At 63.9% G+C, this 24868-nt stretch carries 23 protein-coding genes; 11 read left to right on the top strand and 12 right to left on the bottom strand.

The annotated features are described in order from the left end of the window. Positions 1 to 16: 16 nt before the first annotated feature. The 3 genes from ACVWVY_RS03490 (at position 17) to ACVWVY_RS03480 (ending at position 2582) form a co-directional block, all read left to right on the top strand. On the top strand, positions 17 to 682 hold the full coding sequence (locus ACVWVY_RS03490) for a response regulator transcription factor (RefSeq protein ID WP_456625068.1): 666 nt from the start codon (positions 17 to 19) through the stop codon (positions 680 to 682). Next, complete coding sequence (locus tag ACVWVY_RS03485) at positions 682 to 2073, top strand: sensor histidine kinase (protein WP_456625067.1); 1392 nt, start codon at positions 682 to 684, stop codon at positions 2071 to 2073. The genes ACVWVY_RS03490 and ACVWVY_RS03485 overlap by 1 nt, the downstream gene beginning before the upstream one ends. Positions 2074 to 2186: 113 nt before the next feature. Next, positions 2187 to 2582, top strand: coding sequence for a nuclear transport factor 2 family protein (locus ACVWVY_RS03480; protein WP_456625066.1), 396 nt, complete (start codon positions 2187 to 2189; stop codon positions 2580 to 2582). Between the two features lie 31 nt (positions 2583 to 2613). On the opposite strand, the gene rocF is transcribed toward ACVWVY_RS03480, so the two are convergent. The 4 genes from rocF to ACVWVY_RS03460 form a co-directional block, all read right to left on the bottom strand. Further along, entirely contained in the window at positions 2614 to 3594 is a 981-nt protein-coding gene (gene rocF, locus ACVWVY_RS03475) for an arginase (RefSeq protein WP_456625065.1), read from the bottom strand. 116 nt (positions 3595 to 3710) lie between these two features. After that, positions 3711 to 4529: an acyl-CoA thioesterase gene (locus ACVWVY_RS03470; protein WP_456625064.1), complete on the bottom strand. Its 819-nt coding sequence runs from the start codon at positions 4527 to 4529 to the stop codon at positions 3711 to 3713. Positions 4530 to 4538: 9 nt separating this feature from the next. Beyond that, positions 4539 to 4880, bottom strand: coding sequence for a hypothetical protein (locus ACVWVY_RS03465; protein WP_456625063.1), 342 nt, complete (start codon positions 4878 to 4880; stop codon positions 4539 to 4541). A gap of 94 nt (positions 4881 to 4974) precedes the next feature. Then, the gene (locus tag ACVWVY_RS03460; RefSeq protein WP_456632087.1) at positions 4975 to 7515 is read right to left on the bottom strand and encodes a glycogen/starch/alpha-glucan phosphorylase; all 2541 of its coding nucleotides are present in this window, start codon (positions 7513 to 7515) and stop codon (positions 4975 to 4977) included. Positions 7516 to 7721: 206 nt separating this feature from the next. Here ACVWVY_RS03460 and ACVWVY_RS03455 point away from each other — a divergent pair, with 206 nt between their 5' ends. Beyond that, positions 7722 to 7943, top strand: a complete 222-nt coding sequence (locus ACVWVY_RS03455; RefSeq protein WP_456625062.1) for a hypothetical protein — start codon at positions 7722 to 7724, stop codon at positions 7941 to 7943. A gap of 17 nt (positions 7944 to 7960) precedes the next feature. On the opposite strand, the gene ACVWVY_RS03450 is transcribed toward ACVWVY_RS03455, so the two are convergent. After that, entirely contained in the window at positions 7961 to 8191 is a 231-nt protein-coding gene (locus ACVWVY_RS03450; RefSeq protein ID WP_456625061.1) for a hypothetical protein, read from the bottom strand. A gap of 168 nt (positions 8192 to 8359) precedes the next feature. On the opposite strand from ACVWVY_RS03450, the gene ACVWVY_RS03445 reads away from it, so the two are divergent. Beyond that, positions 8360 to 8791, top strand: coding sequence for a hypothetical protein (locus tag ACVWVY_RS03445; protein WP_456625060.1), 432 nt, complete (start codon positions 8360 to 8362; stop codon positions 8789 to 8791). 61 nt (positions 8792 to 8852) lie between these two features. Here the strand turns inward: ACVWVY_RS03445 and ACVWVY_RS03440 are convergent, their stop codons facing one another. Both ACVWVY_RS03440 and pyrE read right to left on the bottom strand, forming a co-directional pair. Further along, a complete protein-coding gene (locus tag ACVWVY_RS03440; RefSeq protein ID WP_456625059.1) occupies positions 8853 to 9662 on the bottom strand; it encodes a DUF2865 domain-containing protein in 810 nt (269 codons plus the stop codon). Positions 9663 to 9823: 161 nt separating this feature from the next. Next, complete coding sequence (gene pyrE / locus ACVWVY_RS03435) at positions 9824 to 10387, bottom strand: orotate phosphoribosyltransferase (protein ID WP_456625058.1); 564 nt, start codon at positions 10385 to 10387, stop codon at positions 9824 to 9826. A gap of 191 nt (positions 10388 to 10578) precedes the next feature. Between pyrE and ACVWVY_RS03430 the strand changes: the two genes are divergently transcribed. Further along, positions 10579 to 11205: a glutathione S-transferase family protein gene (locus tag ACVWVY_RS03430; RefSeq protein ID WP_456625057.1), complete on the top strand. Its 627-nt coding sequence runs from the start codon at positions 10579 to 10581 to the stop codon at positions 11203 to 11205. Positions 11206 to 11373: 168 nt separating this feature from the next. Here the strand turns inward: ACVWVY_RS03430 and ACVWVY_RS03425 are convergent, their stop codons facing one another. From ACVWVY_RS03425 to ACVWVY_RS03415, 3 genes are all read right to left on the bottom strand, one after another. Continuing rightward, positions 11374 to 12009, bottom strand: a complete 636-nt coding sequence (locus ACVWVY_RS03425) for a LysE family translocator (protein ID WP_456625056.1) — start codon at positions 12007 to 12009, stop codon at positions 11374 to 11376. A 102-nt stretch (positions 12010 to 12111) separates the two neighbouring features. Beyond that, positions 12112 to 15156, bottom strand: coding sequence for a DNA polymerase I (polA, locus tag ACVWVY_RS03420; RefSeq protein ID WP_456625055.1), 3045 nt, complete (start codon positions 15154 to 15156; stop codon positions 12112 to 12114). Between the two features lie 231 nt (positions 15157 to 15387). Next, positions 15388 to 16440: an acyltransferase family protein gene (locus tag ACVWVY_RS03415; RefSeq protein ID WP_456625054.1), complete on the bottom strand. Its 1053-nt coding sequence runs from the start codon at positions 16438 to 16440 to the stop codon at positions 15388 to 15390. 178 nt (positions 16441 to 16618) lie between these two features. On the opposite strand from ACVWVY_RS03415, the gene ACVWVY_RS03410 reads away from it, so the two are divergent. The 5 genes from ACVWVY_RS03410 (at position 16619) to ACVWVY_RS03390 (ending at position 23177) form a co-directional block, all read left to right on the top strand. Continuing rightward, entirely contained in the window at positions 16619 to 17938 is a 1320-nt protein-coding gene (locus ACVWVY_RS03410; protein ID WP_456625053.1) for a UDP-glucose dehydrogenase family protein, read from the top strand. A 122-nt stretch (positions 17939 to 18060) separates the two neighbouring features. Then, positions 18061 to 18309: a hypothetical protein gene (locus ACVWVY_RS03405; protein ID WP_456625052.1), complete on the top strand. Its 249-nt coding sequence runs from the start codon at positions 18061 to 18063 to the stop codon at positions 18307 to 18309. Positions 18310 to 18403: 94 nt separating this feature from the next. Further along, positions 18404 to 20881 (top strand): ATP-dependent helicase HrpB, encoded by a 2478-nt coding sequence (hrpB, locus tag ACVWVY_RS03400; RefSeq protein ID WP_456625051.1) that lies wholly within the window; start codon positions 18404 to 18406, stop codon positions 20879 to 20881. 127 nt (positions 20882 to 21008) lie between these two features. Beyond that, entirely contained in the window at positions 21009 to 21554 is a 546-nt protein-coding gene (locus tag ACVWVY_RS03395) for a TIGR02281 family clan AA aspartic protease (RefSeq protein WP_456625050.1), read from the top strand. Positions 21555 to 21677: 123 nt separating this feature from the next. Further along, on the top strand, positions 21678 to 23177 hold the full coding sequence (locus ACVWVY_RS03390) for a phosphomannomutase/phosphoglucomutase (RefSeq protein WP_456632086.1): 1500 nt from the start codon (positions 21678 to 21680) through the stop codon (positions 23175 to 23177). 152 nt (positions 23178 to 23329) lie between these two features. On the opposite strand, the gene ACVWVY_RS03385 is transcribed toward ACVWVY_RS03390, so the two are convergent. Further along, the gene (locus ACVWVY_RS03385; protein ID WP_334486436.1) at positions 23330 to 23830 is read right to left on the bottom strand and encodes an Lrp/AsnC family transcriptional regulator; all 501 of its coding nucleotides are present in this window, start codon (positions 23828 to 23830) and stop codon (positions 23330 to 23332) included. A 68-nt stretch (positions 23831 to 23898) separates the two neighbouring features. Then, positions 23899 to 24861 carry a sugar kinase gene (locus ACVWVY_RS03380; protein WP_456625049.1) on the bottom strand — a complete coding sequence of 321 codons (963 nt, stop codon included), beginning with the start codon at positions 24859 to 24861 and terminating at the stop codon, positions 23899 to 23901. Positions 24862 to 24868 lie beyond the last annotated feature (7 nt).

The following is a 24868-nucleotide window of genomic DNA, read 5'->3' as shown; positions in this document are numbered from 1 at the left end:
ATCCCGGGAAAGCGCCATGAAAGTCCTGCTGGTGGAGGACGACGGACCGCTCGCGCAGGAGATCGCGGGCGCATTGCGGCGCGAGAATTTTGCCGTCGATATCGCGGCTGACGGCGAGAATGGCCATCACCTCGGCGATACCGAGGCTTACGATGTGGCCGTGCTCGATCTCGGGCTGCCGAAGATGCCGGGCGTAGCGGTGCTGCGGGCCTGGCGCAAGAGCGGGCGTCAGTTGCCCGTACTGATACTGACCGCGCGCGACGGCTGGACCGAGAAAGTCGATGGCTTCAAGGCCGGGGCCGACGATTATCTGACCAAGCCGTTCCGGATCGAGGAACTGATCATGCGCCTGCGGGCGCTGGTGCGGCGCGCGGCCGGCCACGCCGCGCCAGGCGTCACATGTGGGCCGCTCTCGCTCGACGCGCCGACCGGCGTGTTCGAGTTGAACGGATTGCCGCTCAAGCTCACCGCGCTGGAATGGCGCGTGCTGCAATGCCTGATCCTTCGCAAGGACGTGGTGGTCGATCGCCTCGAACTGATGGAAAAAGTATACGAAGGCGATGCCGGCACCGACTCCAACTCGCTGGAAGTGATCGTGGCCCGGCTGCGCCGCAAGATCGGGCATGATCTGATCGAGACAGTGCGTGGCCGTGGCTATCGCCTGGCGTCAGGCGGCGGCTGATGTTTCGCCATGCTTCCCTCAGCCGGCGGCTGCTGCTGGCGGCGATGGCGTTCATCGCAGTCGCGATCGTGGTCGCCGCCGTTGCCGTCGGCTTTGCGCTGCATCGCTTCGTGCAGGGCCAGATCGACCAACGGCTCGACACCCAGGTGACGTTCCTGTCGTCCCTGTTGCGCGCCGGCGATGACGGCAGATTGTCGTTGATGGGCAGCGCCGATGGGCCGCCGTTCGAGCGTCGGCGACGCGGCTGGTATTGGCAGGTGACGGGTCCAAAAAATACGCTGCGCTCGCAGTCGCTGGATGGCGCCGATCTCGACGTACCCGATGCCGCGGAGATGGCCGCCCGGCCGCCGCCACCGCCACGCGGCGATCGCCCGCCGAAAGACGGCCGTCCGAAGGATCGCCCGAAGGCGGCCGACGGCCCGGGACCGGACGACGATCAGCTGCATTACCGCATCCAGCAGATCACGATATCGGGGACGCCGGTCACTATCGTGGTCTCGGCACCGCGCGGTGCGGTGTGGGGGCCCCTGCGCGAGGCGATGACGACGCTCGCGATTTCCCTCGGTGCGCTCGGGATCGCGCTGGTGCTGGCGATCATGCTGCAGGTGAGGCTCGGCCTGCGGCCGCTGGAACGCTTGCGGCAGTCGGTGGCTGACGTGCGCGCCGGGCGCCGCGAGCGGGTGCCGTCGCGCCAGCCGCTCGAAGTTCAGCCGCTGGTGAACGAACTCAATGGCCTCCTGGACCAGAACGCCGCCAACCTCGATCGCGCGCGACGCCACGTCGCCAATCTGGCCCATGGTCTGAAAACCCCCTTGGCGACACTGGCGATCTCGCTCTCCAATCCGGACCGGACCAAGCCGGACCAGCTTGTCCCGATGGTCGATCTGATGGAGCGCCGCATCCGGCACCACCTCGGCCGTGCCCGCGCCGCGGTGTTGAGTGGTCCGGTGCGCACACAAACCATGGTCGCGCCCCGGATTCGCGATCTCGGCGACGTCCTCACCAAGGTTCATGCCGAACGGAAGATCGCACTGATGATCGCGATATCGGATGACGTGGTCGTGGCCTGCGAGCCGCAGGATTTCGACGAGATGGCGGGCAATCTGATGGAGAACGCGTTCAAATGGGCGAGTGGACAGGTCGCCATTCGCGCGATGCCGGATCTGGCCATGACGCGGCTGGTCATCGAGGACGACGGTTCCGGATTGCGGCCGGAACAGATCGAAAAAGTCTTGCGACCCGGCGAGCGCCTGGACGAAAGCGCGCCGGGCTTTGGCTTCGGTCTGTCGATTACGCGTGAGCTTGCCGAGCTCTATGGCGGCAGCGTCGAGTTCGGAACCTCAACGCTCGGCGGCCTGCTGGTGTCACTGCGTTTGCCCAGGACGGTCTAGGAAAATCGTGAAATCCGCCAAGGCGGACCGTGAATGGCCGCCTTGTGCGTATCGTCATGACCCTCGATCAGCGGTAGGATGTGATCTTACGAGCGTACCAGCCGGAGATTGAGATGGATGATCGAGCCGTGCGGGCGGCGTTGCAGCGCCACTGGGATGCTTCGGACGCCAACGATTTCGACGCCGAACATGAAATCTACCGCGAGGATGCGGTGCTTGATTATCCGCAATCGGGCGAGCGGATCCGCGGCCGGCACAACATTCAACAGAGCCGATTCCTCCAGCCAAACAAGAAGCGTTTTACGGTCCGGCGAATTATCGGCAGCGGCGATCTCTGGGTCACCGAATTCGTGCTTACCTATGACGGCATACCGTCTTACGCGGTGAGCATCATGGAGTTCCGCGAAGGACTGGTCGCCAACGAAACGCAATATTTCGCCGATCGGTTTGACCCTGCACCCTCGCGTGCGCATCTTGTGGAGCGCGCAGGCGGAAACACGCCCGTCTGAATGCGCCGCCGAAGCAGAGCCTCGACCAGCATTAGTCTCCGCTCCAGGGGTTGCCCGGCAACACCGCGTTGCTCGGCGTGCGGCGGTCGGTGATCTGCAGGCCGAACAGGCTGCTGACCAGTTCGACGGCAACGCGCGCGGTGCGGCCGCGTTCGTCGAGAAACGGGTTGAGCTCGACGATATCGACCGACCGCACCAGATCCGAATCGTGCAGCAACTCCATGATGAGATGCGCCTCGCGATAGGTCGCGCCGCCCGGCACCGTGGTGCCGACGCCGGGCGCGACGGTGGGATCGAGAAAATCGACATCGAAGCTGACGTGCAGCACGCCATTCCGCGCCCGCACACGCTCGATGATCTTTCGTATCAATACGCCGACACCGAATTCGTCGATGACGCGCATGTCGGCGATCGAAACGCGTCGCTCGAACACCAATTGCTTCTCCAGCGGATCGATCGAGCGAATGCCGAACAGGTCGAGCTGGTCGGGGCCGATCGAGGCGCGGGGGTGGTTGCCGAGCAGCCCGTCGAGGCCGCTTTCGCCGCACAGAAAGGCCGCCGACATGCCGTGCATGTTGCCGGTCTCCGTCGTCTGCGGCGTGTTGTAGTCGGCATGGGCGTCGAGCCACAGCACGAACAGCGGTCGGCCTTGCTCCTGCCAATAGCGCGCAACGCCGTTCACCGATCCCATCGAGAGCGAATGATCGCCGCCCATGAAGATCGGAACGGCGCCGGAGCTTGCCAGCGAATAGGAACGCTCGCTGAGCTCGCGGATCCAGCCCTTGATGGTGTCGTAATATTTGGCATTCGCCGGCGGCGGGCCGTCGGCAGGAGCAATTTCAGGCCTGGCCATGTTGCCGTGATCCTCGACGGCAAAGCCGAGCTGATCGAGGATGCGGCCAATGCCCGCGGTGCGCAGCGCGTCCGGCCCCATCAAGGTTCCGAGCTGCGAAGCCCCGATCTCGATGGGGACGCCGAGCAGGGCGATGCGGGCTGTGTTGGCTTCAGACATGAGGCCGCCTTTTGAAGAATCGTAGGGTGGGCAAAGCTTAGCGTGCCCACCATTCCAGGCAACGGTTGGATAGATGCTGGGCACGGCGCAGACGCGCCTTTGCCCACCCTACGCCACTACGCCTTGAAATAGGCGATCTGCGTCGTCGTCGCGAGCAACCGTCCCGACGGCGACCACAACTCGCCGTTCTGGTCGCCATAGCTCCTGTGGCAGATCTTGGCATCCGCCACGGCCAACACGCGCGTGATGTCCTCGGCCGCGAGTTCATCCGATGACGTGTGGAAGTAGGTCGTTAGCGAAACCGTGCCGAACGGGACCAATTCCCGGCGCGCCAGAAACACCCGGCCAAAGAACGCATCTGACATCGACATCAGCGACGGCATGTCGATCCTGCGCGGCACGTGGTCGCCGATCCACTGCTTGGAGTACGCGTCGAGCGGCGCCGCCGCCGGCGAGCCGTAGAAGCTCGGTTCACCCTCGACGAAGCGGAAATCATACTGGTGGGTCCACGTCATCGGCGTGTTCGGAAACCTGCGCGACTGTTCGAATGGTACAGCGCCGGGAAATTTTGCCTGCTGGTGCGACCAGGACGGGCGGCGCTCGGCGAATACCGCGGTCGCCAGCGTCGCGACGTCACCGCCGCCCTGCGTCATCTCCACGCACCAATGCTGGCTCGAGCGGTTGGCCTTGACCAGGCGCACGTCGAGATCGAAGGCGCCTTCGGCGATCGGCGCGCAGAAATTCACGGTTAGCGACAGCGGATCGCCCGAGCGCTGCGGATGGTCGATCAGCGCGCGCAGGATGGTGGCGGCCGTGCAGCCGCCGAACGGCCCGACAAACGCCCAGTAGTCCGGGCTGGTCTTGCCCTGCCAGCAGCTATCGCCGGCGGTGATCTGCGTGGCGTCGTCGAAAAGATGCGAGGCTTTGGTCAGCATAATGATCCATCAAACCTTTATAGGCGTCCCGTCCCAAAGCCGAAATTCAATCGTCTCTTCGGCCTGACCGTATTTTCTGCAATCTTGGAGGGCTCCCTCAGGGTCGTCCGTGACCCAGACACTTGTCAGTTCGCCCGAAATCCGCGTCAAAGCAATCACACTGACGTTGCCGATCAAATCAGCCAGGAAGCGTTCGACGGCAGGGACCTCATCCTGTCCTGACAATTCCGCGAGAATGCTTCCATGCGTATGCCAGGGAAATCCGTCGAAGCCGATCGTCCAATCACCATCGGGGCAGGTGACCAGGAATTTCAGCTGCCCATCTGGACTGACATACTCACCGATCGGCACGTCTATCTCCGGCCTTTGAACTGCGTACATGCAGTAACATTGCCGACGCCGCGAATTCAATGACGCCTGAGGTAATGGGTTCCTCGACCCGAAATTACCGCGTCGCCCCGCGCTGGGTGCCGGCCTCCGGCACCGGCGCGGCCGCGCGCACCGGCACGTTCCAGATCTCCTCGGCATATTCCCGGATGGTGCGGTCGGAGGAGAACCACGGCATCCGCGCCACGTTGAGGATCGAGGCGCGAGTCCAGGCCGGCACCACCTGCCAGCGGGCGTCGATGCCGCGTTGCGCTTCATAGTAAGAATCGAAATCGGCCGAGACCATGTAGTGGTCGAGATAGCGCAGCGCGTGGCCGATGGACGCAAAGCGGGCGGGATCGTCGGGCGAGAACGCGCCGCTCTCGATGGCAGCAATCGCCCGCGCCAGCCGCGGCGAGCGGCTGATCACGTCGGTCGCATCCAGGCCCTGCTTGCGCCGGACCATGACGTCGCCGGCCTCCATGCCGAAGATCGCGATGTTCTCCGCGCCGACATGGTCGCGGATTTCGATGTTGGCGCCGTCAAGCGTGCCGATGGTCAAGGCGCCGTTGAGCGCCAGCTTCATGTTGCCGGTGCCGGAGGCCTCCATGCCGGCGGTGGAGATTTGCTCGGAGAGATCGGCGGCCGGAATGATCACCTCGGCAAGGCTGACATTGTAGTCGGCCAGGAAGATGACCTTGAGCCTTCCTGCGACGTCAGGGTCGTTGTTGACGATTTCGGCGACATCGTTGATCAGCTTGATGATCAGTTTTGCGTAGCGATAGCTCGCCGCAGCCTTGCCGGCAAAGATCTTGACCCGCGGCACCCAGTCGCGCTGCGGCTCGTCCTTGATCGCCTGATACAGCGCGACGGTCTCGACGACGTTGAGCAATTGCCGCTTGTATTCGTGGATGCGCTTGATCTGTATATCGAACAGCGCCGACGGATCGGCCTTGATGCCGAGCCGCTCGTTGATCAGCCGCGCCAGCGCAACCTTGTTCTGATGCTTGATCTCGCGAAAACGCTGCTGGAATGCGTTGTCGCTGGCGCGGGCCTCGAGCCGCTCAAACAGGGAGAAGTCATCGAGCACGGCCTCGCCGCAGACCTCGCGCATCAGGCCGGTCAGCTTCGGGTTGGCGAGCATCAGCCAGCGGCGGAAGGTGATGCCGTTGGTCTTGTTGGTGATGCGGCCGGGATAGAGATGGTTGAGATCGTGGAACACGGTCTCCTTCATCAGGTCGGAATGCATCGCCGAGACGCCGTTGATGCGGTGCGAGCCGACGAAAGCGAGTTGTCCCATCCGCACCCGGCGGCCGGACGTCTCGTCGATCAGCGACACCGAGGCGCGGTAGTCGATGTCGCCCGGGCAACGCTGATCAGCCAGCGCCAGATGCGCGACATTGATGCGGTAGATGATTTCGAGATGCCGCGGCAGCAGCCGCTCGAACAGTTCGGTCGGCCAGGTCTCCAGCGCCTCGGGCAGCAGCGTGTGGTTGGTGTAGGACAGCGTCGCGACCGTGATCTTCCACGCTTCGTCCCAGCGGAAATTGTGCAGGTCGACCAGGATGCGCATCAGCTCGGCGACGGCCAGGCTCGGATGGGTGTCGTTGAGCTGCACCGCGACCTTGGAGGGGAGGTTGCGCAACTGCCCGTCGGAGCCAAGATGCCGCTTGATCAGGTCCTGCAGCGAGGCGGAAACGAAAAAATATTCCTGCCGCAGCCGCAGCTCGCGCCCCGCGGGACTCTCGTCGTTCGGATAGAGGAATTTGCAGATCGATTCCGCGCGCGCCTCCTCGGCGACGGCGCCGAGGTAATCGCCGGTGTTGAAGACGTCGAGCCGCAGCGGGTCGGGCGAGCGCGCCGACCACAGCCGCAGCGCGTTGACGTGCTGGCCGCGCCAGCCGACGATCGGGGTGTCGTAGGCGACAGCCTGCACGGTTTCTGCCGGACGCCAGGTGGCGCGGTCGCGGCCGCGGTCGTCGACGTGGTCGACGAAGCCGCCGAAATGGATGTGGTAGACGACCTCGGCCCGCTGGAATTCCCAGGGGTTGCCAAAACTCAGCCATTCGTCCGGATACTCGTGCTGCCAGCCCTGCGAAATGATCTGGCGGAACAGGCCGAAATCGTAGCGGATGCCGTAGCCGATGGCGGGAATGGCAAGCGTCGCCATGCTCTCCATGAAGCACGCCGCGAGCCGCCCCAAGCCGCCATTGCCGAGCGCCGCGTCCGGCTCGCACTTGCGCAGGTCGTCAAGCCCGACGCCGAGATCGCCGAGCGCGGCCTCGAACACCGGCAGCAGGCCCATATTGTTCAGCGCGTCGGTGAACAGGCGGCCGATCAGGAATTCGAGCGAGAGGTAATAGACCCGTTTGCTGCCGGCGTCGTAGCTCTCCTTTTCGGCCGTCAGCCAGCGGTGCACGATGCGGTCGCGCAGCGCCAGCGCCGCCGCCTTGTACCAGTCGCGCCTGGTCGCCATACCGGCATCCTTGCCGATCGCAAGCCGGAGCTTGGCGAGGATCGCACCCTTGATCTCGGCCAGCGCCAGTTCATCGATCGGCTGGCCAAGCGCCGGATAGTTGGCCGGATGGTTTCCTGGGATTTGTTCCTGCAACGCGTCGATTTCCTGCGATGGAGACTCACAACGAAGATACGCGCCTTGCCCGTCAATCGGAAACGCCTGACTATGTTGTGCACTGCGCTGGTATGATTTTATGCAAGGACCGGGCCGATTTCGCGGCACCGGCGGCCGGTTTTTCGTGATATAATCGAGGTGCAAAAGGCTGTGGGATCGCCGGAAACGCTTGCCGCCAGAACGGGAGGCTTGCCATGAGATTGACGATCGAGATCGCCGCCGCAGCACTGCTGGTAGTCTGCATCAGTGCGACCAGCGCAGCCTTTGCCGCCGGCAGGAGCGCCGACGGCCTGAGCTGTTCGTTCAGCGTCCCGCAAGGCGCTTCACCGGCCGCGCGCTGTGCGGCGATCAAGCGGCAGTGCGGCGGAAAGTTCTACGCCAATTATTGCGGCGACAAGCTGTTGTCGGCGATGTGAAGGATTGAGGTTCTCGTTCACATTCGCAGGCCGTGCCAGACTTGGCCTTCCTCTTCAAAGCCGGGGTAACTGAGGTAGAACTGCTGCAGCAGCTTGGCGTGTATGGCTAGCGATATCTCGTCGAGAGACGCGGAAAGCAAGACCTGATCGTCGCTGTGGAGGCTGGATACGATCGCATGCGCCCGCTCGATCGCGTCAGCCGCTTCCAGTATCAGCAAGCGGATTTGGGTGGCCTTTATCGCGTCCATCGTTCGATCGTTTGCGGCAAAATCGCCGAGAAGCAACCTTTGATAGCCGAAATCTTGAGATGCGCCTAGAACAAATTAAGAACAATTTAGCAAGTGTTTGATATATCATTGTGATTCGGCGCACCGCCGACACAACATTTATGGTCTATCCGAGTTTGTGAGGACTACATGTCCACCATCGCCTTCGATCAGTTCGCTCTCACCCGCATCGCCGACTTCGCGCGCTCGCTGTCGCGCCTGCATCAGGCCTCGCGCCGCCGGCTCGTCGACGACGACGCCATCGACCGCGAGTTCAATGCGGTCTGCATGTCGGTGTGGGGCTACACCACGGACGATTTCAGCGACGAGCTGTTTTCGGTCGAGGACCACGCCTTTCTCGACGCGCTCGATGAAGCGCAGGCGCGAATTTTCGCCGCTCAAGCGGGCTACGATCTCGTCGACGATCAGGGCATGCTGACCGACTGGTGGGGCTATTGCTGGATGATCCTGGCCGAAAAGCGCGGCTTGCTGACGCCGGAAAACCGCGCCGCGGCGCGTGCGGCGATCGAGGAAAAATATCTGTCGGCGCCCAACGTGATCGGCGTCATCGTCGGGCGGTGAAGCGCTGGCGTCGATCCGGGCTACGCTTTGGCGGCGGGCTGTTGCGGTAAAGAATTTGGCCTTATCGCGCTTCCGCGCGTTTCGCCGGCTTCGGCGCAACCGTCTTCGGTATCGATGCGGTCGGCAGTTCGACGTCGCGGCTCGCCTCGGGAAGCGGCGCATTGGCCGCGACCATCTCCGCGCTGACCGGCGCGACCTTCATTTCGCCGAGCCGGGCGCGGACATCGGCCGTGAGGCCGGGATAGGCGGCGACGGGGGTGAATTCCGCCGTCTGGTCGGCGCCTAGGCGAACGCCGGTGTAGGCCACCAAGCCGTCGGTGGTAGCGACAACGTCGCCGGAGCGCAGCGAGGTGTCGAGCGTGAGATCGACCGGCGCGAGCCCGGACGGGCTTCGGCCGTTGCAGGTGCAATCGGCGCGCAGCGCCTTGCGATAGGCGAAGGCGTTTTCGCTGTCGGCATAGCGCTCGCCATTGCCAGCGGCAGCGCTATCGATGTTGCTGCCGTAAAACACCTTGGTGGCGCTCGCCGGGCAGAAGGCCTGGCAGGTCTGAACCGGCGAGGCGTTGCCGCGCATGGTCAGCGGAAAATATTTGCCGTCGCAGCTTCGCACGCAGAAGGCAGGTCCGGAGCCTGCGACACGCGGCGCCGGCGCAGGTTGGGCTGGTTGATTGGTGCCGAACGGATCGGCGAAGAAGTTCGCCGGCGAGGGGCCTTGCCGCCCCTGCTGTTTCTGGATGCCGCCGAACAGGAAATCGAACAGACCCTCGGCGGAGACGCTGCCGGGCACAAGCACAAGCGCGCCAGCAATGGTCGCGGCGGTCACAAATGTCGCGCGGCGCCGCACGCGCGAAAAAGCAAACTCTGTACGCAACGCCAACTCCACCCAACAAACGCGCTGAAGCGCGACAGACTTCAGTCGGGAGTAACCTTAACGATGGATGGTAAAGGAGTGGTATTCGGGGACAAGGGGAGGGAGAAAAAGAAAAGAGGTTCCTCTGCCTGCAAACGGGAAGAGGAACAGAAGAAGCAACTTCACCCCTTCAGAAATTCACCCGCCTTGTAGAGCGAGCGAAACTCCAGCCCGGCCTCGGCGAAGGTTTCGGTCGCGCCTTCTTCGCGATCGACCATGGTCAGCACCAGCACGATCTCGCCGCCGGCCTCGCGCACGGCCTCGACGGCCTTCAGCGCCGAGCCGCCGGTGGTGGTGACGTCCTCGACGATGACGATGCGCTTGCCCTGCAGGGTTTCGCCCTTGGCGAGCCCCTCCACCGCGAGGCGGGCGCCGTGCTCCTTTGGCTTCTTGCGCACGAAGAACGCCGCGATCGGGTGCCCCTTGAGCCAGGAGAGCTGCGCGATCGCGCCGGCCAGCGGGACTGCGCCCATTTCCAGTCCGCCGACGAAATCGAGATTGTCGTCCTTCAGCGCCTCATAGGTCAGTTCGGCCAGCAGCGCCGCGCCTTCGGGGTCGAGCATGGTCGGCTTGAGGTTGAAGTAGAAGTCGCTCTTGCGGCCCGAGGCCAGCGTGATCTCGCCGCGGCCGAACGAGCGCTTGCGGATGATCTCGGCGAGGCGGGCGCGGGAGGCGGATTTGGACAAGGCGGTTTCCCCGGGGTTTCAGGCGGGGCGCAATCTATCGGCGCTTCCCCGGACATTCCAGCGCCGATCTCGTGTCGTCAACAGTGGCGCATGCGTCCTGCTTTCGCAGGGGCGCCCCGTGGAAAGCGCGGGTTGTACGGCCCGGAGGTTCCGGGGTACGGAGACCCCAGCCTTTGTTGGGAAAACCGTAAATGACAATCGAACTGCACACCTGGAATACGCCGAACGGCCGCAAGATCTCGGTCGCGCTGGAGGAAATGGGGCTGCCCTACAAGGTGGTCCCGGTGAACATCACCAAGGGCGAGCAGATGGCGCCCGGTTTCCTCAAGCTCAGCCCCAACAACAAGATTCCCGCGATCCTCGATCCCGACGGCCCCGGCGGCAAGCCGGTCGGCATCTTTGAATCCGGTGCGATCCTGCTTTATCTCGGCGAGAAGACCGGCAAGTTCCTGCCGAAACCGCTTGCTGAGCGTATCCCGGTCTATGAATGGCTGATGTGGCAGATGGGCGGTTTTGGGCCGATGCCCGGCCAGGTGCACCATTTCATCGCGCTGGAGAACGAAACCGACCGCGCCTACGGCCTGAAGCGCTACATGGCCGAGACCCGCCGGCTCTACGGCGTGCTGGACCGTCGGCTGGAGGGCCGCGAATTCGTCGCCGACGCCCTGTCGGTCGCCGACTTCGCCATCCTCGGCTGGGCCTGGCGCCACCCGCGCCACAAGGTCGAGCTGAAGGATTTTCCGAACGTCGAGCGCTGGTACAACGCGCTGATGGCCCGCCCGGCGACCAGGCGCGGCATGGAAGCGAAGCTCGATTGAACTCTCGATCCCACCCACTGCTGTCGTCGCCCGGCTTGACCGGGCGATCCAGTACGCCGCTGCCTTTCTAGTTAAGCGACGCAGTCAGTTGCGGCCACGTAGTGTGGATCAAGGCGACTGCTCTGGAATACTGGGTCGCCCGGTCAAGCCGGGCGACGACAGATGGGGTCACGCCCGCTTCGCCTCGAACGCCATCTTCACAGCAAGCCCCGCCAGCACCGTGCCCATCAGCCAGCGCTGCAGCAATAGCCAGCTCGGCCGCGTGCCGAGAAACCGCGCGATTGATCCCGCGGCAAGCGCGATCATCGCATTGATGCCGACGCTGATGACGATCTGGATCGCACCCAGCGCCAGCGACTGCGTCAGCACGCTGCCGACGGCCGGATCGATGAACTGCGGCAGCAGCGCCAGATACAGCATCGCAATCTTCGGATTCAGGAGATTGGTGACGAACCCCATCGCGAACAATTTGCGCGGGCCGTCGACTTGCAGCTTTTTCACCTGAAACGGCAAGCGCCCGTTCGGCTTGACCGCCTGCCACGCCAGCCACAGCAGATAGGCGGCGCCGGAAAAGCGCAGCGCGTCGTAGGCGTAGGGCACAGCGAACAACAGCGCCGTGATGCCGAACGCCGCGCACAGCATGTAGAACACGAACCCGAGCGCGACACCGCCGAGCGATACGATTCCCGCCGCCGGGCCTTGCGTGATCGAGCGCGATATCAGGTAGATCATGTTCGGCCCGGGCGTCAGCACGATGCCGAGCGAGACCAGGGCGAAACCGAGCAGCGTTGCAATGTGAGGCATGGGACACTCGCGGGAGGAATGCGCGTTTTCTAACGCGCGTCGAACCGCGGTGTCATTTCGAATATTGCTCCGAGGACATTTCTGCTGGCGATGACAGTATCTTTAATGCGCCTCGTCCCAATTGTTTGCCGCCCGCGCGTCGACCTGCAGCGGCAGCGACAGCAGCACCGCGGGGAACGGCGCGTCCTGCATGACGTGCTGCACCACCGGCAGCGTCGCCGCCACCTCGTTGTCGGGTACCTCGAAGATCAGTTCGTCGTGCACCTGCAGCAGCATCTGCGCGGAAAGCTTCTTCTCGGCCAGCGCGTCTTCCATCCGCACCATGGCGCGGCGGATGATGTCGGCGGCGGTGCCTTGCAGGCGCGCGTTGATCGCGGCGCGCTCGTTGAAGGAGCGGACCGAGGCGTTGGAGGCCTTGATGTCGGGGTAGTGGCATTTCCGGCCGAACAGCGTCGTGACATAGCCGTTGGTGCGGCAGAAATCCCGCGTCTCGTCCATATAGGCGCGGATGCCCGGGAAGCGCTCGAAATATTTCTTGATGTAGGCGGAGGCTTCCTCGCGGGCGATGCCGAGCTGGTTGGCGAGGCCGAACGCCGAGATGCCGTAGATGATGCCGAAATTGATCGCCTTCGCCCGGCGGCGCACTTCGCCCGGCATGTCCTTGATGGGAACGCCGAACATTTCGGACGCCGTCATGGCATGAATGTCGAGCCCGTCGCGGAACGCCTGCTTGAGCACGGGGATGTCGGCGATCTCGGCCAGCAGCCGCAGCTCGATCTGCGAATAATCCGCCGACACCAGCTTGTGGCCGGGCGTCGCGATAAAGGCGCGGCGGATTTTTCGGCCGTCCTCGGTCCGCACCGGAATGTTCTGCAGGTTCGGCTCGTTGGACGACAGCCGTCCCGTGGTGGTCGCGGCCAGCGCGTAAGTGGTGTGAACGCGGTGGGTCTGCGGGTGGACATATTCCGGCAGCGCGTCGGTGTAGGTCGATTTCAGTTTCGACACCTGGCGCCATTCCAAAATCTTCTTCGGGAACTCATGGCCCTGTTCGGCAAGCTCGTCGAGAATTTGCGCCGAGGTGGACCACGCGCCGGTCTTGGTCTTGGTGCCGCCGGTTAATCCCATCTTGCCGAAGATGATGTCGCCGATCTGCTTGGGGCTGCCGACATTGATCGGCTCGCCCGCGATCTCCTGAAGCTCGGCCTCGACGCGCGCCGCGGTCTGGGCGAAATCGCCCGACAGCCGCGACAACACCTGTCGATCGATCGAGATGCCGCGCCGTTCCATCCGCGCCAGCACGCTGACCAGCGGCCGCTCCAGGGTCTCGTAGACGGTCGTCATGTGCTCGGCGGCGAGCCGCGGCTTCAGCACGCGATGCAGCCTTAGGATCACGTCGGCGCTTTCGGCCGAATAGGCGGTCGCCTTGTCGATCGCGACCTGATCGAAGGTCAGCTTGTTCTTGCCGCTTCCGACCAGTTCGCCATGGTTGACCACAGCGTGGGCGAACCAGCGTTCGGCGAGCGACTCCAGCGCATGCGAATTCCGTCCGGCATCGAGCGCATACGACATCAACTGCGCATCGTCGGTATTGCGCAGGGTGATGCCGTGCTGCGCCAGCATCACGGCATTGTACTTGATGTTGAAGCCGATCTTGAGAACGCCTGAGGATTCCAATAGCGGTTTCAATGCCGCCAGCGCGTCGCCGGCCTTGATCTGGTCGGGCGCGAGCCCGGCGTCGAACAGGCCCGCACCGTCGCCGGATTGCCGGTGGGCGAGCGGCACGTAACAGGCGTCGTTCGGCGCCAGCGCCAGCGCAATGCCGCAGATGTCGGCCTGCATCGGATCGTCGGAATTCGCCTTGGCGTCGATCGCGAAAGTGCCGGCGTCGTAAGCGCGCGCGATCCACGCCTTGAGTTCACTTGGGTTGCGGATGGTCTGATACCTGCTGCGGTCGACCGGCAGCTTTCGCGCGGCTTCGGCGCGGGCGGCGGCGAGCGAGACCGGCGCTCCCTTGTGGCTGGCAGCCTTGTCCTGCTTGTCGGCGCCTTTGCTCTGTGCCGCTCCACCCTTGCTTGAGGGCGCGGAAGAAGAGTCGGGGGCATCGAACAGCGTCGCTCCCTCGGAATAGCCTTCCGGCTTCCTGCCTGATGGCGGCACGGCGAAAACGCTCGCGCCGCTCTTGTTGCCCGCATCGGCCTCCACGTCGGCCGGATCGATCTGCGAATATTCGGCGACGCGGCGGGTGAGGGTGGAGAATTCCATCGCCTTGAGGAAGGCGATCAGCTTGCGTGCGTCAGGCTCGTGCACGGCGAGGTCGTCCAGCGGCACTTCGAGGTCGACCTTGTCGTCGAGCAGCACCAGCTGCCGCGAGATCCGCGCCTTCTCGGCGTGCTCGATCAGGGCCTCGCGCCGCTTCGGCTGCTTGATCTCGCCAGCGCGGAACAGCAACTGCTCGAGGTCGCCATATTCAATGATCAGTTGCGCCGCGGTCTTGACGCCGATGCCGGGCACGCCGGGAACATTATCGGTGGAATCGCCAGCCAAGGCCTGCACCTCGACGACTTTCTCCGGCGGCACGCCGAATTTTTCGATCACTTCGGGAATGCCGATGCGGCGGTCCTTCATGGTGTCGTACATCACGACCTTGTCGGTCACGAGCTGCATCAGATCCTTGTCGGAGGAGACGATGGTGGCGGTCGCGCCGCGCTCGCCCGCGAGCCGCGCATAGGTCGCGATCAGATCGTCAGCCTCGAAGCCGACTTGCTCCAGGCAGGGCAGGTCGAACGCGCGCACCGCCTCGCGGATCAGCGCAAATTGCGGGATCAGATCGTCAGGCGCCGGTGGCCGGTGCGCCTTGTAATCGGGATAGAGCTTGTTGCGGAACGTGATCTCGGATTTGTCGAAGATAATCGCCAGATGCGTCGGCCGGTTATCCTCGGGCATATCGCGGAGCAGCTTCCACAGCATGTTGCAGAAACCGAGCACGGCATTGACCTGCAGCCCGTCCGATTTGCGGTTCAGCGGCGGCAGCGCGTGATAGGCGCGGAAAATGTAGGAGGAACCGTCGACCAGGAAGACATGGTCGCCCTTGGCGGGGGCTTTGGCGGCAACAGGTTTGGCGGCGGCTTTGGGGGCTGTTTTCGGCATGGCCGAAATTTAGGGATTTTTGCGCGGATTGACAGCCTTGGGAGGTGGATTTTGAGCCCAATACACACCCCTGTCGTCGCCCGCCCACATCCGTCATCACCCGCGAAAGCGGGTGATCCAGTACGCCGAGGCGGTCGTGTTCAACCGAGGAAGCCCGGCGTACTGGGTCGCCCGGTCCCAGTGCGCAATTGCGCACAAGGCCGGGCGATGACAGCCGGTATATGGAGCAATCTACTCCGCTGGCTGCAGCGTGGGCGCGGCCTTTTTAGGCGCGATCCAGAAGGCGGCCGGTCGCTCGAACAGGAAGTCCGCGCGCAGCAACAGCGCCAGCCGCCAGATCGCAATCGCGCCGGCAACCCCCGCAACGGTCACGATCAGCGAGATGGTTCCGATGTCCGTGATCAGGCCGGTCTTCAGCAAGAGCGTTCGGGTCACCGCCATCGGCAGGAAGAAGGCGAGATAGATGACGATGGAATGCTCGCCGCAATAGCGCAGGAAGTTCAGCCACTGCATGCGCGCCAGCAGCGTGCCCATCACGATGATGGCGCACGCTCCCGCAAACCCAAGCGCCAGCGAGATGAGCGGCCAATGGCTGAAGCCCGACATCACGAGGCCGCCATTGACCAGCGTCCACAGCGCCAATCCAACCAGCGCCAGCGCAGGTCTTGCCCGCGAACGATCCGACAGCGCGAACACGTAGGAAGCAAACAGGTAGCCGGAATAGAAGTAGACGAAGCGCGCGCAGAATTCGTCGATCACCGTCCAGCCGGTCACGACATGCGCCGTCTCCAGCGCCGCGGCGACGACCCAGACCGCCGCGGCGGGGATGCCGCGTGACAGTTTTGTGACGACGAAGAACATCGGCAGCAGATAAATGAACCACAGCGTGCCGAACGGCTCGATGAAGGATTCCAGATACAGCAAGCCGACGTGGCGCCAGCCTTGTTCGGCGGCGAAGCCCGGCGCCTTGAAGCCGAACTGGATCGTCATCCACAGCACGTAGAAGTAGGCGAAGTGGACGACCTTGCGGTCGAGATAGGTGCGCCAGTCGCGGTCGATCACGACAGCAAGAAAAAGCCCTGAAATCAGGAAGAAATCCGGCATCCGAAACGGCTGCGCGAACATCACGAACGCATGCATGAAACCGGTGTCGCCGGCCGCCTTTTCCACGCCGAGCACCGAATGCATCATCACCACCATGACGATGCAGATGCCTTTGGCGTAATCCACCCAGTCGATGCGGGTGGAACGCTCGGATCCGGCGGATGTGCCGTTTGAAGTCATCGGTGTCCCTTTTCGGCGCGACATGGCCGCATCTTCGGCCCGATACGTTGCTTTCTCCTTTATTCATACAAATGACATGCCGGCTTACCCCGATTTTTCAGGTTTCCCCTTGGGCGAAAAATGCTCTAAGACGCCCACGAGTCGGGGTCAGCGTTAACCATTACAAGCGGGTAGATTCATGCGAATCGCCATGATTGGCACGGGCTATGTGGGACTGGTATCCGGCGCCTGCTTCGCCGATTTCGGCCACCAGGTCACCTGCGTGGACAAGGACGCCGGCAAGATCGCAGCCCTGCGCAGAGGCGAGATCCCGATTTTCGAACCCGGGCTCGACGCGCTGGTGGCGTCCAACGTCAAGGCCAAGCGGCTGGATTTCACCACCGACCTGACCGCGCCGGTCGCGGAAGCCGACGCCGTGTTTATCGCGGTCGGCACGCCGTCGCGGCGCGGCGATGGCCACGCCGACCTGTCTTACGTCTACAGCGCCGCGCGCGAGATCGCAGCTGCGCTGTCCGGCTTCACGGTGGTCATCACCAAATCGACGGTGCCGGTCGGCACCGGCGACGAGGTCGAGCGGCTGATCCGCGAAGCCAATCCGTCGGCCGATGTGGTGGTTGCGTCCAATCCGGAATTCCTGCGCGAGGGCGCCGCGATCCGCGATTTCAAATTTCCGGACCGCGTCGTGGTCGGCACTTCGGACGAGCGCGGCCGCAAGGTGCTCGGCGACATCTACCGCCCGCTGTCGCTCAACCAGGCGCCGCTGATGTACACCGCGCGGCGCACCGCGGAACTGATCAAATACGCCGCCAACGCGTTCCTCGCCACCAAGATCACCTTCATCAACGAGATGGCGGATCTCGCCGAAAAAGTCGGCGCCGACGTCCAGGAAGTCGCGCGCGGCATCGGGCTCGACAACCGCATCGGCACGAAGTTTCTGCATGCCGGCCCGGGCTTTGGCGGCTCGTGTTTTCCCAAGGACATCCGTGCGCTGGTCAAGGTCGCGCAGGACCATGACGTCCAATTGCGCATCGTGGAGGCCGTGCTCGGCGTCAACGACAACCGCAAGCGCGCGATGGCGCGAAAGGTTTCCAACGCGGCGGGCGGCAGCTTGCGCGGCAAGACCGTCGCGGTGCTCGGCCTCACCTTCAAACCCGACACGGACGACATGCGTGAGGCGCCGTCGATCCCGCTGGTCACCGGCCTGCTCGACATGGGCGCCAAGGTCCGCGCGCATGACCCGGTCGGCATGGAGCAGGCGCGCAAGGAATTACCCGATATCGAATATTGCGACGACCCCTATGAGTGTGTGAAGGGGGCGGACGCCATGGTGATCGTTACCGAATGGGTGCAATACCGCGCGCTGGACCTGGACCGGATCAAGGGCGCCATGGCGCAGCCCGTCGTGGTCGATTTGCGCAACATCTATCGCGCGGATGACATGGCCGCCCACGGCTTCACCTATGACAGCGTCGGGCGGGCGGCTGAGCCGCAAATATAGGCGCACGATGGCAGTTTCCGTCATGGCCGGGCAGTAGCGCGAAGCGCGTCTCCGCGCTCGATGTCCCGGCCATCCACGTTTTTGGCACCGGATCGGCAGAAGGGAAGCCAGGGAATTCATCAATGAACGCTCGGGATGAGATTCGACGTGAACTGGATGGTTCTCTTACGTCTCTCATCAATTCAATTTCGTCAGCGGAGATCGACCAGAAAAATCGCGAGCTGTTGGCCGAATTCGTTGAAAATTTCGAGTATGGCGTTGCTTTGGAATGGTTGCATTCATTGATCGTCGACCGAAAGATCCAACTTTCGCCCGGGCAAGATCAGGAAATGCGAAGACTTGCGCAACGCATGAAGATAGACCTGCGTTAGTACCGCAAGAGCATTGAAGACGTGGATGCCCGGGACACCTAGCGCGAAGACGCGCTTCGCGCTACTGCCCGGGGCATGACGAGTTGGTGAGACCTTGCCCCGCACCTTCGATACCCCTCTTCCGATCGACGCGGTGCTCGATGAACTCGGGCGCACGCTGACGGCAAATAATGCCGCCGTGCTGGTGGCGCCTCCCGGCGCCGGCAAGACCACGCGGGTGCCGCTGGCGCTGCTCGATGCGCCCTGGCTGAATGGTAAAAAGATCATCATGCTGGAGCCGCGGCGAATCGCGGCCCGCGCCAGCGCCGATCGCATGGCGCGGACGCTCGGCGAGCGCGCTGGCGAGACCGTCGGCTATCGCGTCCGCTTCGGCTCAAAAATATCGCGCGCGACGCGGATCGAGGTCGTTACCGAAGGCATTTTCTCGCGGCAGATTCTCGACGATCCCGAACTATCAGGCGTCGCCGCCGTGCTGTTCGATGAGTTTCACGAGCGTTCTCTCGATGCCGATCTGGGCTTGGCGCTGGCCCGCGATGCGCAGACCGGGTTGCGCGAGGATCTACGCATCCTGGTGATGTCGGCGACGCTCGACGGCGCGAGGGTCGGCAAATTGCTCGGCGATGCGCCGGTGATTGCGAGCGAAGGCCGCGCCTTTCCGGTCGAGACGCGTTATCTCGGCCGCAAGATGGATGCGCCGATCGAACGGCAGATGGCGGATGCGATCGCAGCCGCGCTGCGCGCCGATCCCGGCTCGGTGCTGGCGTTCCTGCCGGGCGCCGCCGAAATCCGCCGCACGCAGAATTTTCTCTCTGAGCGGGTTCACGATGCGAGCGTCGAGATCGTGCCGTTGTTCGGGGCGCTCGATGCCGCCGTACAGGACCGCGCCATTGCGCCGGCGCCGAAGGGCCAACGCAAGGTCGTGCTGGCAACGTCTATCGCCGAAACCTCGCTGACCATCGAGGGCGTTCGCATTGTCGTCGATTGCGGCCTGGCGCGGGTGCCGCGCTACGAGCCCGACATCGGCCTGACCCGCCTGGAGACCGTGCGCGCCTCGCGCGCCGCGGTCGATCAGCGCCGCGGCCGTGCCGGCCGCACCGAGCCTGGCGTCTGCTACCGGCTGTGGGACGAGCCCCAGACCGCCTCGCTCGCCGCCTACACCCAACCCGAAATCCTCTCTGCTGACCTTTCCTCGCTGGTGCTCGATCTCGCGCAATGGGGCGTCCGCGATCCCGCCACGCTGGCATTTCTGGATCCGCCGCCGGCGCCCGCGCTGAAGGAAGCCAACAGCCTGCTTGGCGAACTCGGCGCGCTCGATACCGATGGCCGCATCACCCCGGAGGGCCAAAGCCTGCGCGCGTTGGCGCTGCCGCCACGGCTGGCGCGGATGATCGTGGATTCGCATCGGCTGGGCGCGGACGACGAGGCGGCCGACATCGCCGCCATCCTGACCGAACGCGGCCTCGGCGGCGACAGCGTCGATCTCGATTACAGGCTCGACCAGTTCCGCCGCGACCGCTCGCCTCGCGCTTCCAGCGCCCGCAGTCTGGCGCAGCGCTGGGCACAGCAGGTGGCGACAACGGAAGGGCAGCCCGCTGAGGATGTCTCGCCCTCTACCGGCATCATGCTGGCGCTGGCCTTCCCCGATCGCGTCGCGCGCAATCGCGGAAATGGCAGCTTCGTGCTCGCCAACGGGCGAGGGGCGGCCGTCGAGCAAACCTCGTCGCTGGCGCGCGCACCCTATATCGCCGTCGCCGAACTGACCGGCACCGCCGCCCAGGGGCGCATTCTGCTGGCGGCGCCGATCACGCAGGAAGATATCGAAACGCGCTTCGCCGACCAGATCGAAAACACGGAAGAGATTTCGTTCGATCGTGGCGCGATGGCGCTGCGCGGGCGCCGCAAGCGGACGCTGCACGCGATCACGCTGTCGGAAGCGCCGGTGGCGCTGTCGCCCTCGGCAGAGACCGCGCGCATCTTCGCCGCAGGTTTGATTGCCGCAGGATTCGACAAGCTGCCGTGGTCGAAATCCCTGAAGCAATGGCGCGACCGCGTGATGTTCCTGCGCAAGGCGGAGGGCGACAGCTGGCCCGATCTGTCCGACGCCGCGCTCGCCGCCGATGGCGAGAACTGGCTGGTGCCTGTTCTCTCCTACAAGACCTCGCTGAAGGAGCTTTCCCCCGGCGATCTCTCCGACGCGCTGATGGCGCTATTGCCGTGGGAGTTGCGCGCGCGGCTGGAGCGCGAAGCGCCGACGCATTTCGAGGCGCCGACCGGCACCATGCTCGCGATCGATTACGAGGCCGAGCAGGGGCCGACGATTGCCGTGCGCCTGCAGGAGCTGTTCGGGCTCAACACACATCCCTCGATCGCCAAGGGCGCGGTGCCGCTGGTGCTGGAATTGCTGTCCCCGGCGCAACGCCCGGTGCAGGTGACGCGCGACCTTCCCGGCTTCTGGCGCGGCAGCTATGCGGCCGTGCGCTCCGACCTGCGCGGCCGCTATCCGCGCCACCCCTGGCCGGAAGACCCGGCCACCGCGCTGCCGACCCGGCGGGTCAAGCCGCGCGGCACTTGATGATAATTCGTTAACCCTTCGCTCATCCTTTTCGCCGAAATGACGGCCTTCGACTCCGCGGGTTAGTCGCGGTTTGGCGGATGGCGTGGTGAAATCGGCGGTCTTAGGAACCGCCGTGAGTGGTGTGATGCGTAACCTTCTGATGTTTGCCGCAGCGATAGCTGGTGCCGGCGTCTTCATGGCCCAGATGGCGGACCGGATATCGCCGACCCCGGCGCTCGCCAAGGGTTCTGACAACGGATCTAGCCGCAGTTCCGCGGCGGATCAATTCTTTCCCAAGACGACCGTCTCTCCAACCGGCGGAACCCGCGTCAGCCTTCCCAGCGATTTCCGTGGCCACTTCCAGGCGATCGGCCGGATCGAGGGCCAGCATATCAATTTCATGGTCGACACCGGCGCTTCCGTGGTCGCCCTGAATGAAAAGTCCGCGGCGAAGTTCGGCCTTCGCCCGTTGCGCGGCGACTACAACGCCACCGTCGCCACAGCCAACGGCACCATCAAGGCGGCACGCGCGCGAATTCCCGTGATGGACGTCGGTGGTCTGGTGGTGCGCGACGTCGACGCCATGGTGCTGCCCGACGAGGCGCTGTCGGAAAACCTGCTCGGCCTGTCATTCCTGTCGAAGCTGAAGCGCTTCGAATACGCCGACGGCAGGCTCGTGCTGGAGCAGTAAGGTTTACCGGTTACCAATCTGCCTTAATTTGCCGCCGCAAGCCGCCAATCCCGCCTATCGCCCCGCCCGCGTATTCGCTAAGGCTGCGGTGTTCTCTGAAGCATTTTCATGACAAGGCAGCCCATGTTCCCCAAGCCCAAATCCGCGCTGATTCCGAATACCTATGCATTCGAATCCGCACCCATGGTGAAGGCAACCGGCTTTCGCGAATACGACGCGCGCTGGCTGTTCGAGAAGGAAATCAACCTGATGGGTATTCAGGCGCTGGGCATGGGGCTCGGCGCGCTGATCGGGGAGCTCGGCGTCAAACGGGAAATCGTCACCGGGCACGATTTTCGCGGCTATTCGGCCTCGATCAAATACGCGCTGATTTCCGGGCTGATGGCGGCGGGCTGCAAGGTGCACGACATCGGGCTGGCGGTGACGCCGATGGCCTATTTCGCGCAGTTCGATCTCGACGTGCCCTGCGTCGCGATGGTGACGGCGTCGCATAACGACAATGGCTGGACCGGCGTCAAGATGGGCGCCAACCGCCCGCTCACCTTCGGACCCGACGAGATGACGCGGCTGAAGGAAATCGTGCTCAACGCCGAGTTCGACAACAAGGCCGGCGGCTCCTATCAATTCCACGAAAATTTCCCGGCGCGCTACATCGCCGATCTCACCAGCCGGCCGAAGCTCAAGCGCAAGCTGAAAGTGGTGGTCGCCTGCGGCAACGGCACGGCAGGCGCCTTCGCGCCGCAGGTGATGGAGGCGATCGGCTGTGAGGTGATCCCGCTCGACACCGAACTCGATCATACGTTTCCGAAATACAATCCGAATCCCGAAGACATGGAGATGCTGCACGCGATCCGCGATGCGGTGCTTCAGCACAAGGCCGATGTGGGCCTGGGCTTCGACGGCGACGGCGATCGCTGCGGCGTGGTCGACAACACCGGCGAGGAAATCTTCGCCGACAAGGTCGGCGTGATGCTGGCGCGGGACATGTCGGCGATCCACAAGGATGCGCAGTTCGTCGTCGACGTGAAATCCACCGGCCTGTTCGTGACGGACCCGGTGCTGCAAAAGCAGGGCGCGCGGGTTGCCTACTGGAAGACCGGCCATTCCTACATGAAGCGCCGCACCAACGAGATGGGCGCGCTGGCGGGCTTTGAGAAATCCGGCCACTTCTTCTTCAACAAGCCGTTCGGCCGCGGCTATGACGACGGCCTGGTCTCGGCGATTGCGATCTGCGAGATGCTCGACCGCGCATCTGACAAGTCGATGGCGGACCTGAAAAACGCGCTGCCGAAAACCTGGTCGTCGCCGACGATGTCGCCGCATTGCGCCGACGAAACCAAATACGGCGTCGCCGACGCCGTGGTGAAGCACTTTGAGGCGCTGCAGAAAAAGGGCGACAAGGTCGCGGGCCAGAAGATTCGCGATCTCGTCACCGTCAACGGTGTGCGCGTGACCGTCGAGGACGGCAGCTGGGGCCTGGTGCGGGCCTCATCGAATAAGCCCGAACTGGTCGTGGTGGTCGAGAGCCCAGTGAGCGAGCAGCGCATGCGCGACATGTTCGAGGCGATGGATTCCGTGCTGCGGACGCATCCAGAGGTCGGCGCGTATAATCAGAAGATTTGAGGGCGCGCGTCGCCCCGCGTACTAGGTCGTCATCCCCGCGAAAGCGGGGATCCAGTACGCCGCGGCTTCTCGGTCGAAAACGGACGTCTCTGGAATACTGGGTCGCCCGGTCAAGCCGGGCGATGACAGCTTCGCAAGCGGCGACGGCGCCCTTACGCCGCCGGCACCGGCAGCGCGGTCACCGACTTTATCTTCTCCATCGCAAAGCGCGAGGTGACGTTCTTCAGCGGCACGGCGCTGATCAGCTTCTTGTAGAACACGTCATAGCTTGCCATGTCGGCGACCACGACGCGCAGCATGTAATCGACGTCGCCGGCCATCCGGTAGAACTCCATCACCTCCGGCATGGCGCTGACGGCGCTGGCGAAGGTCTTCAGCCAGGCTTCGGAATGATCGGAGCTCTCGACCGAGACGAACACGGAAATGCCGAGGCCGATCTTGTTCTGGTCGACCAGCGCGACCCGGCGCAGGATCACACCGTCGGCCTCCAGCCGCTGGATCCGCTTCCAGCACGGCGTCGATGACAACCCGACCCGGTCCCCGATCTCGGCGACCGACAGGGAAGCGTCCTCCTGCAGCACGGTCAGGATTTTGCGGTCGATGGCGTCCAGGCGGCGGTTGGCTTCAGGGAGCTGAATGGCTAGGTCGGTCATGAGAAAAATGTTCCATACAGAAGGTTTGATACCCTCATATATAGAAAATTCTTCTATAGCAAGCCCTGCTAGTGCCCGGTCGACGCCCGGTCTGCAGTCTGGCCGTGGCTCAAAAGCTCTTCAACTTCAGTACGTTGCGGGGCCGCGAAAGCGCCCCCGAAGCGGGTGCATTTCAGCGCTGCGGCGGCCGAGGCGAATCGCAGCGCCTGCCGCAATCCCTGCTTCTCGGTAATCGCCAGCGCGAAGGCGCCGTGGAACACGTCCCCGGCGCCGAGGGTGTCCACCGTATGAACCGGGAAGGCCGGGGTTTCCTGGATCTCCCCGTTCTCGTCGAGCCAGATCGTGCCCCTCGGGCCCCGGGTCCCCGCCAGGAACGACGGCGTCAGTTTTGCAATCTTCTTCAGCGCCTGGGCATCGTCGGTGACGTCAGCGGTCTCCTGCAGCGGCTCGCTGGAGAATATCAGGTGGGAGGAGGCGTTCAGCAGGCCCTCGCGCAGCGACATCGCGCGATCGACATCGACGATCACGGGAATGCCGCGCCGGATAGCTTCGGCGCAAAGCTCGGTGCAGAATTCGGCGCAGCGGCTCTCGGTGAGGATGGCAGCGCAGTCGTCCAGCAGCGTGTCGAAGTCGGGCAATTTCACGTGCCACAGTTCCGGATCGCGGAAGGTCACGATGGTGCGCTCGCCGGAAGGATCGATCATCACCGCGGAGATCGGGGTCACCAGGCCCGGCATGTGGATGAGATGTTTCGTCTCGATGCCCTCATGCGCCATCTGATCGAAGATGAAGCGGCTCGATGCTTCCTTGGCATCGCCCATCGGACCGCAGATCGAGGCGCGGCCACCCAGCCGAACGATACCGATCGCGCCGTTGAGCGCGTTGCCGCCGCAGATTTCGTCGAATGCGGTGGCGTTCTCCTTGGAGCCGCGCCCGGGAACACCCGGCGTATGAAAGGTGAGGTCGCGCACCGGCATACCGATGCAGAGAATCCGCGGCGGAATTTTGGGGGCTTTGTCTTGAAAGTTCATCCGGGAA

This window comes from Bradyrhizobium sp. URHC0002 (genome assembly GCF_054059515.1).
Note: the sequence above shows the minus strand (reverse complement) of the source record. Positions and strands in the feature narration are given on the sequence as shown.

Excerpts from the sequence above, each read along its gene's own strand:
- ACVWVY_RS03490 (WP_456625068.1), top strand. The coding sequence starts at position 17 with ATGAAAGTCCTGCTGGTGGAGGACGACGGACCGCTCGCGCAGGAGATC.
- ACVWVY_RS03485 (WP_456625067.1), top strand. The coding sequence starts at position 682 with ATGTTTCGCCATGCTTCCCTCAGCCGGCGGCTGCTGCTGGCGGCGATG.
- ACVWVY_RS03480 (WP_456625066.1), top strand. The coding sequence starts at position 2,187 with ATGGATGATCGAGCCGTGCGGGCGGCGTTGCAGCGCCACTGGGATGCT.
- rocF (WP_456625065.1), bottom strand. The coding sequence starts at position 3,594 with ATGTCTGAAGCCAACACAGCCCGCATCGCCCTGCTCGGCGTCCCCATC.
- ACVWVY_RS03470 (WP_456625064.1), bottom strand. The coding sequence starts at position 4,529 with ATGCTGACCAAAGCCTCGCATCTTTTCGACGACGCCACGCAGATCACC.
- ACVWVY_RS03455 (WP_456625062.1), top strand. The coding sequence starts at position 7,722 with ATGAGATTGACGATCGAGATCGCCGCCGCAGCACTGCTGGTAGTCTGC.
- ACVWVY_RS03450 (WP_456625061.1), bottom strand. The coding sequence starts at position 8,191 with ATGGACGCGATAAAGGCCACCCAAATCCGCTTGCTGATACTGGAAGCG.
- ACVWVY_RS03445 (WP_456625060.1), top strand. The coding sequence starts at position 8,360 with ATGTCCACCATCGCCTTCGATCAGTTCGCTCTCACCCGCATCGCCGAC.
- ACVWVY_RS03430 (WP_456625057.1), top strand. The coding sequence starts at position 10,579 with ATGACAATCGAACTGCACACCTGGAATACGCCGAACGGCCGCAAGATC.
- ACVWVY_RS03425 (WP_456625056.1), bottom strand. The coding sequence starts at position 12,009 with ATGCCTCACATTGCAACGCTGCTCGGTTTCGCCCTGGTCTCGCTCGGC.
- polA (WP_456625055.1), bottom strand. The coding sequence starts at position 15,156 with ATGCCGAAAACAGCCCCCAAAGCCGCCGCCAAACCTGTTGCCGCCAAA.
- ACVWVY_RS03415 (WP_456625054.1), bottom strand. The coding sequence starts at position 16,440 with ATGACTTCAAACGGCACATCCGCCGGATCCGAGCGTTCCACCCGCATC.
- ACVWVY_RS03410 (WP_456625053.1), top strand. The coding sequence starts at position 16,619 with ATGCGAATCGCCATGATTGGCACGGGCTATGTGGGACTGGTATCCGGC.
- ACVWVY_RS03405 (WP_456625052.1), top strand. The coding sequence starts at position 18,061 with ATGAACGCTCGGGATGAGATTCGACGTGAACTGGATGGTTCTCTTACG.
- ACVWVY_RS03395 (WP_456625050.1), top strand. The coding sequence starts at position 21,009 with ATGCGTAACCTTCTGATGTTTGCCGCAGCGATAGCTGGTGCCGGCGTC.
- ACVWVY_RS03390 (WP_456632086.1), top strand. The coding sequence starts at position 21,678 with ATGTTCCCCAAGCCCAAATCCGCGCTGATTCCGAATACCTATGCATTC.
- ACVWVY_RS03385 (WP_334486436.1), bottom strand. The coding sequence starts at position 23,830 with ATGACCGACCTAGCCATTCAGCTCCCTGAAGCCAACCGCCGCCTGGAC.
- ACVWVY_RS03380 (WP_456625049.1), bottom strand. The coding sequence starts at position 24,861 with ATGAACTTTCAAGACAAAGCCCCCAAAATTCCGCCGCGGATTCTCTGC.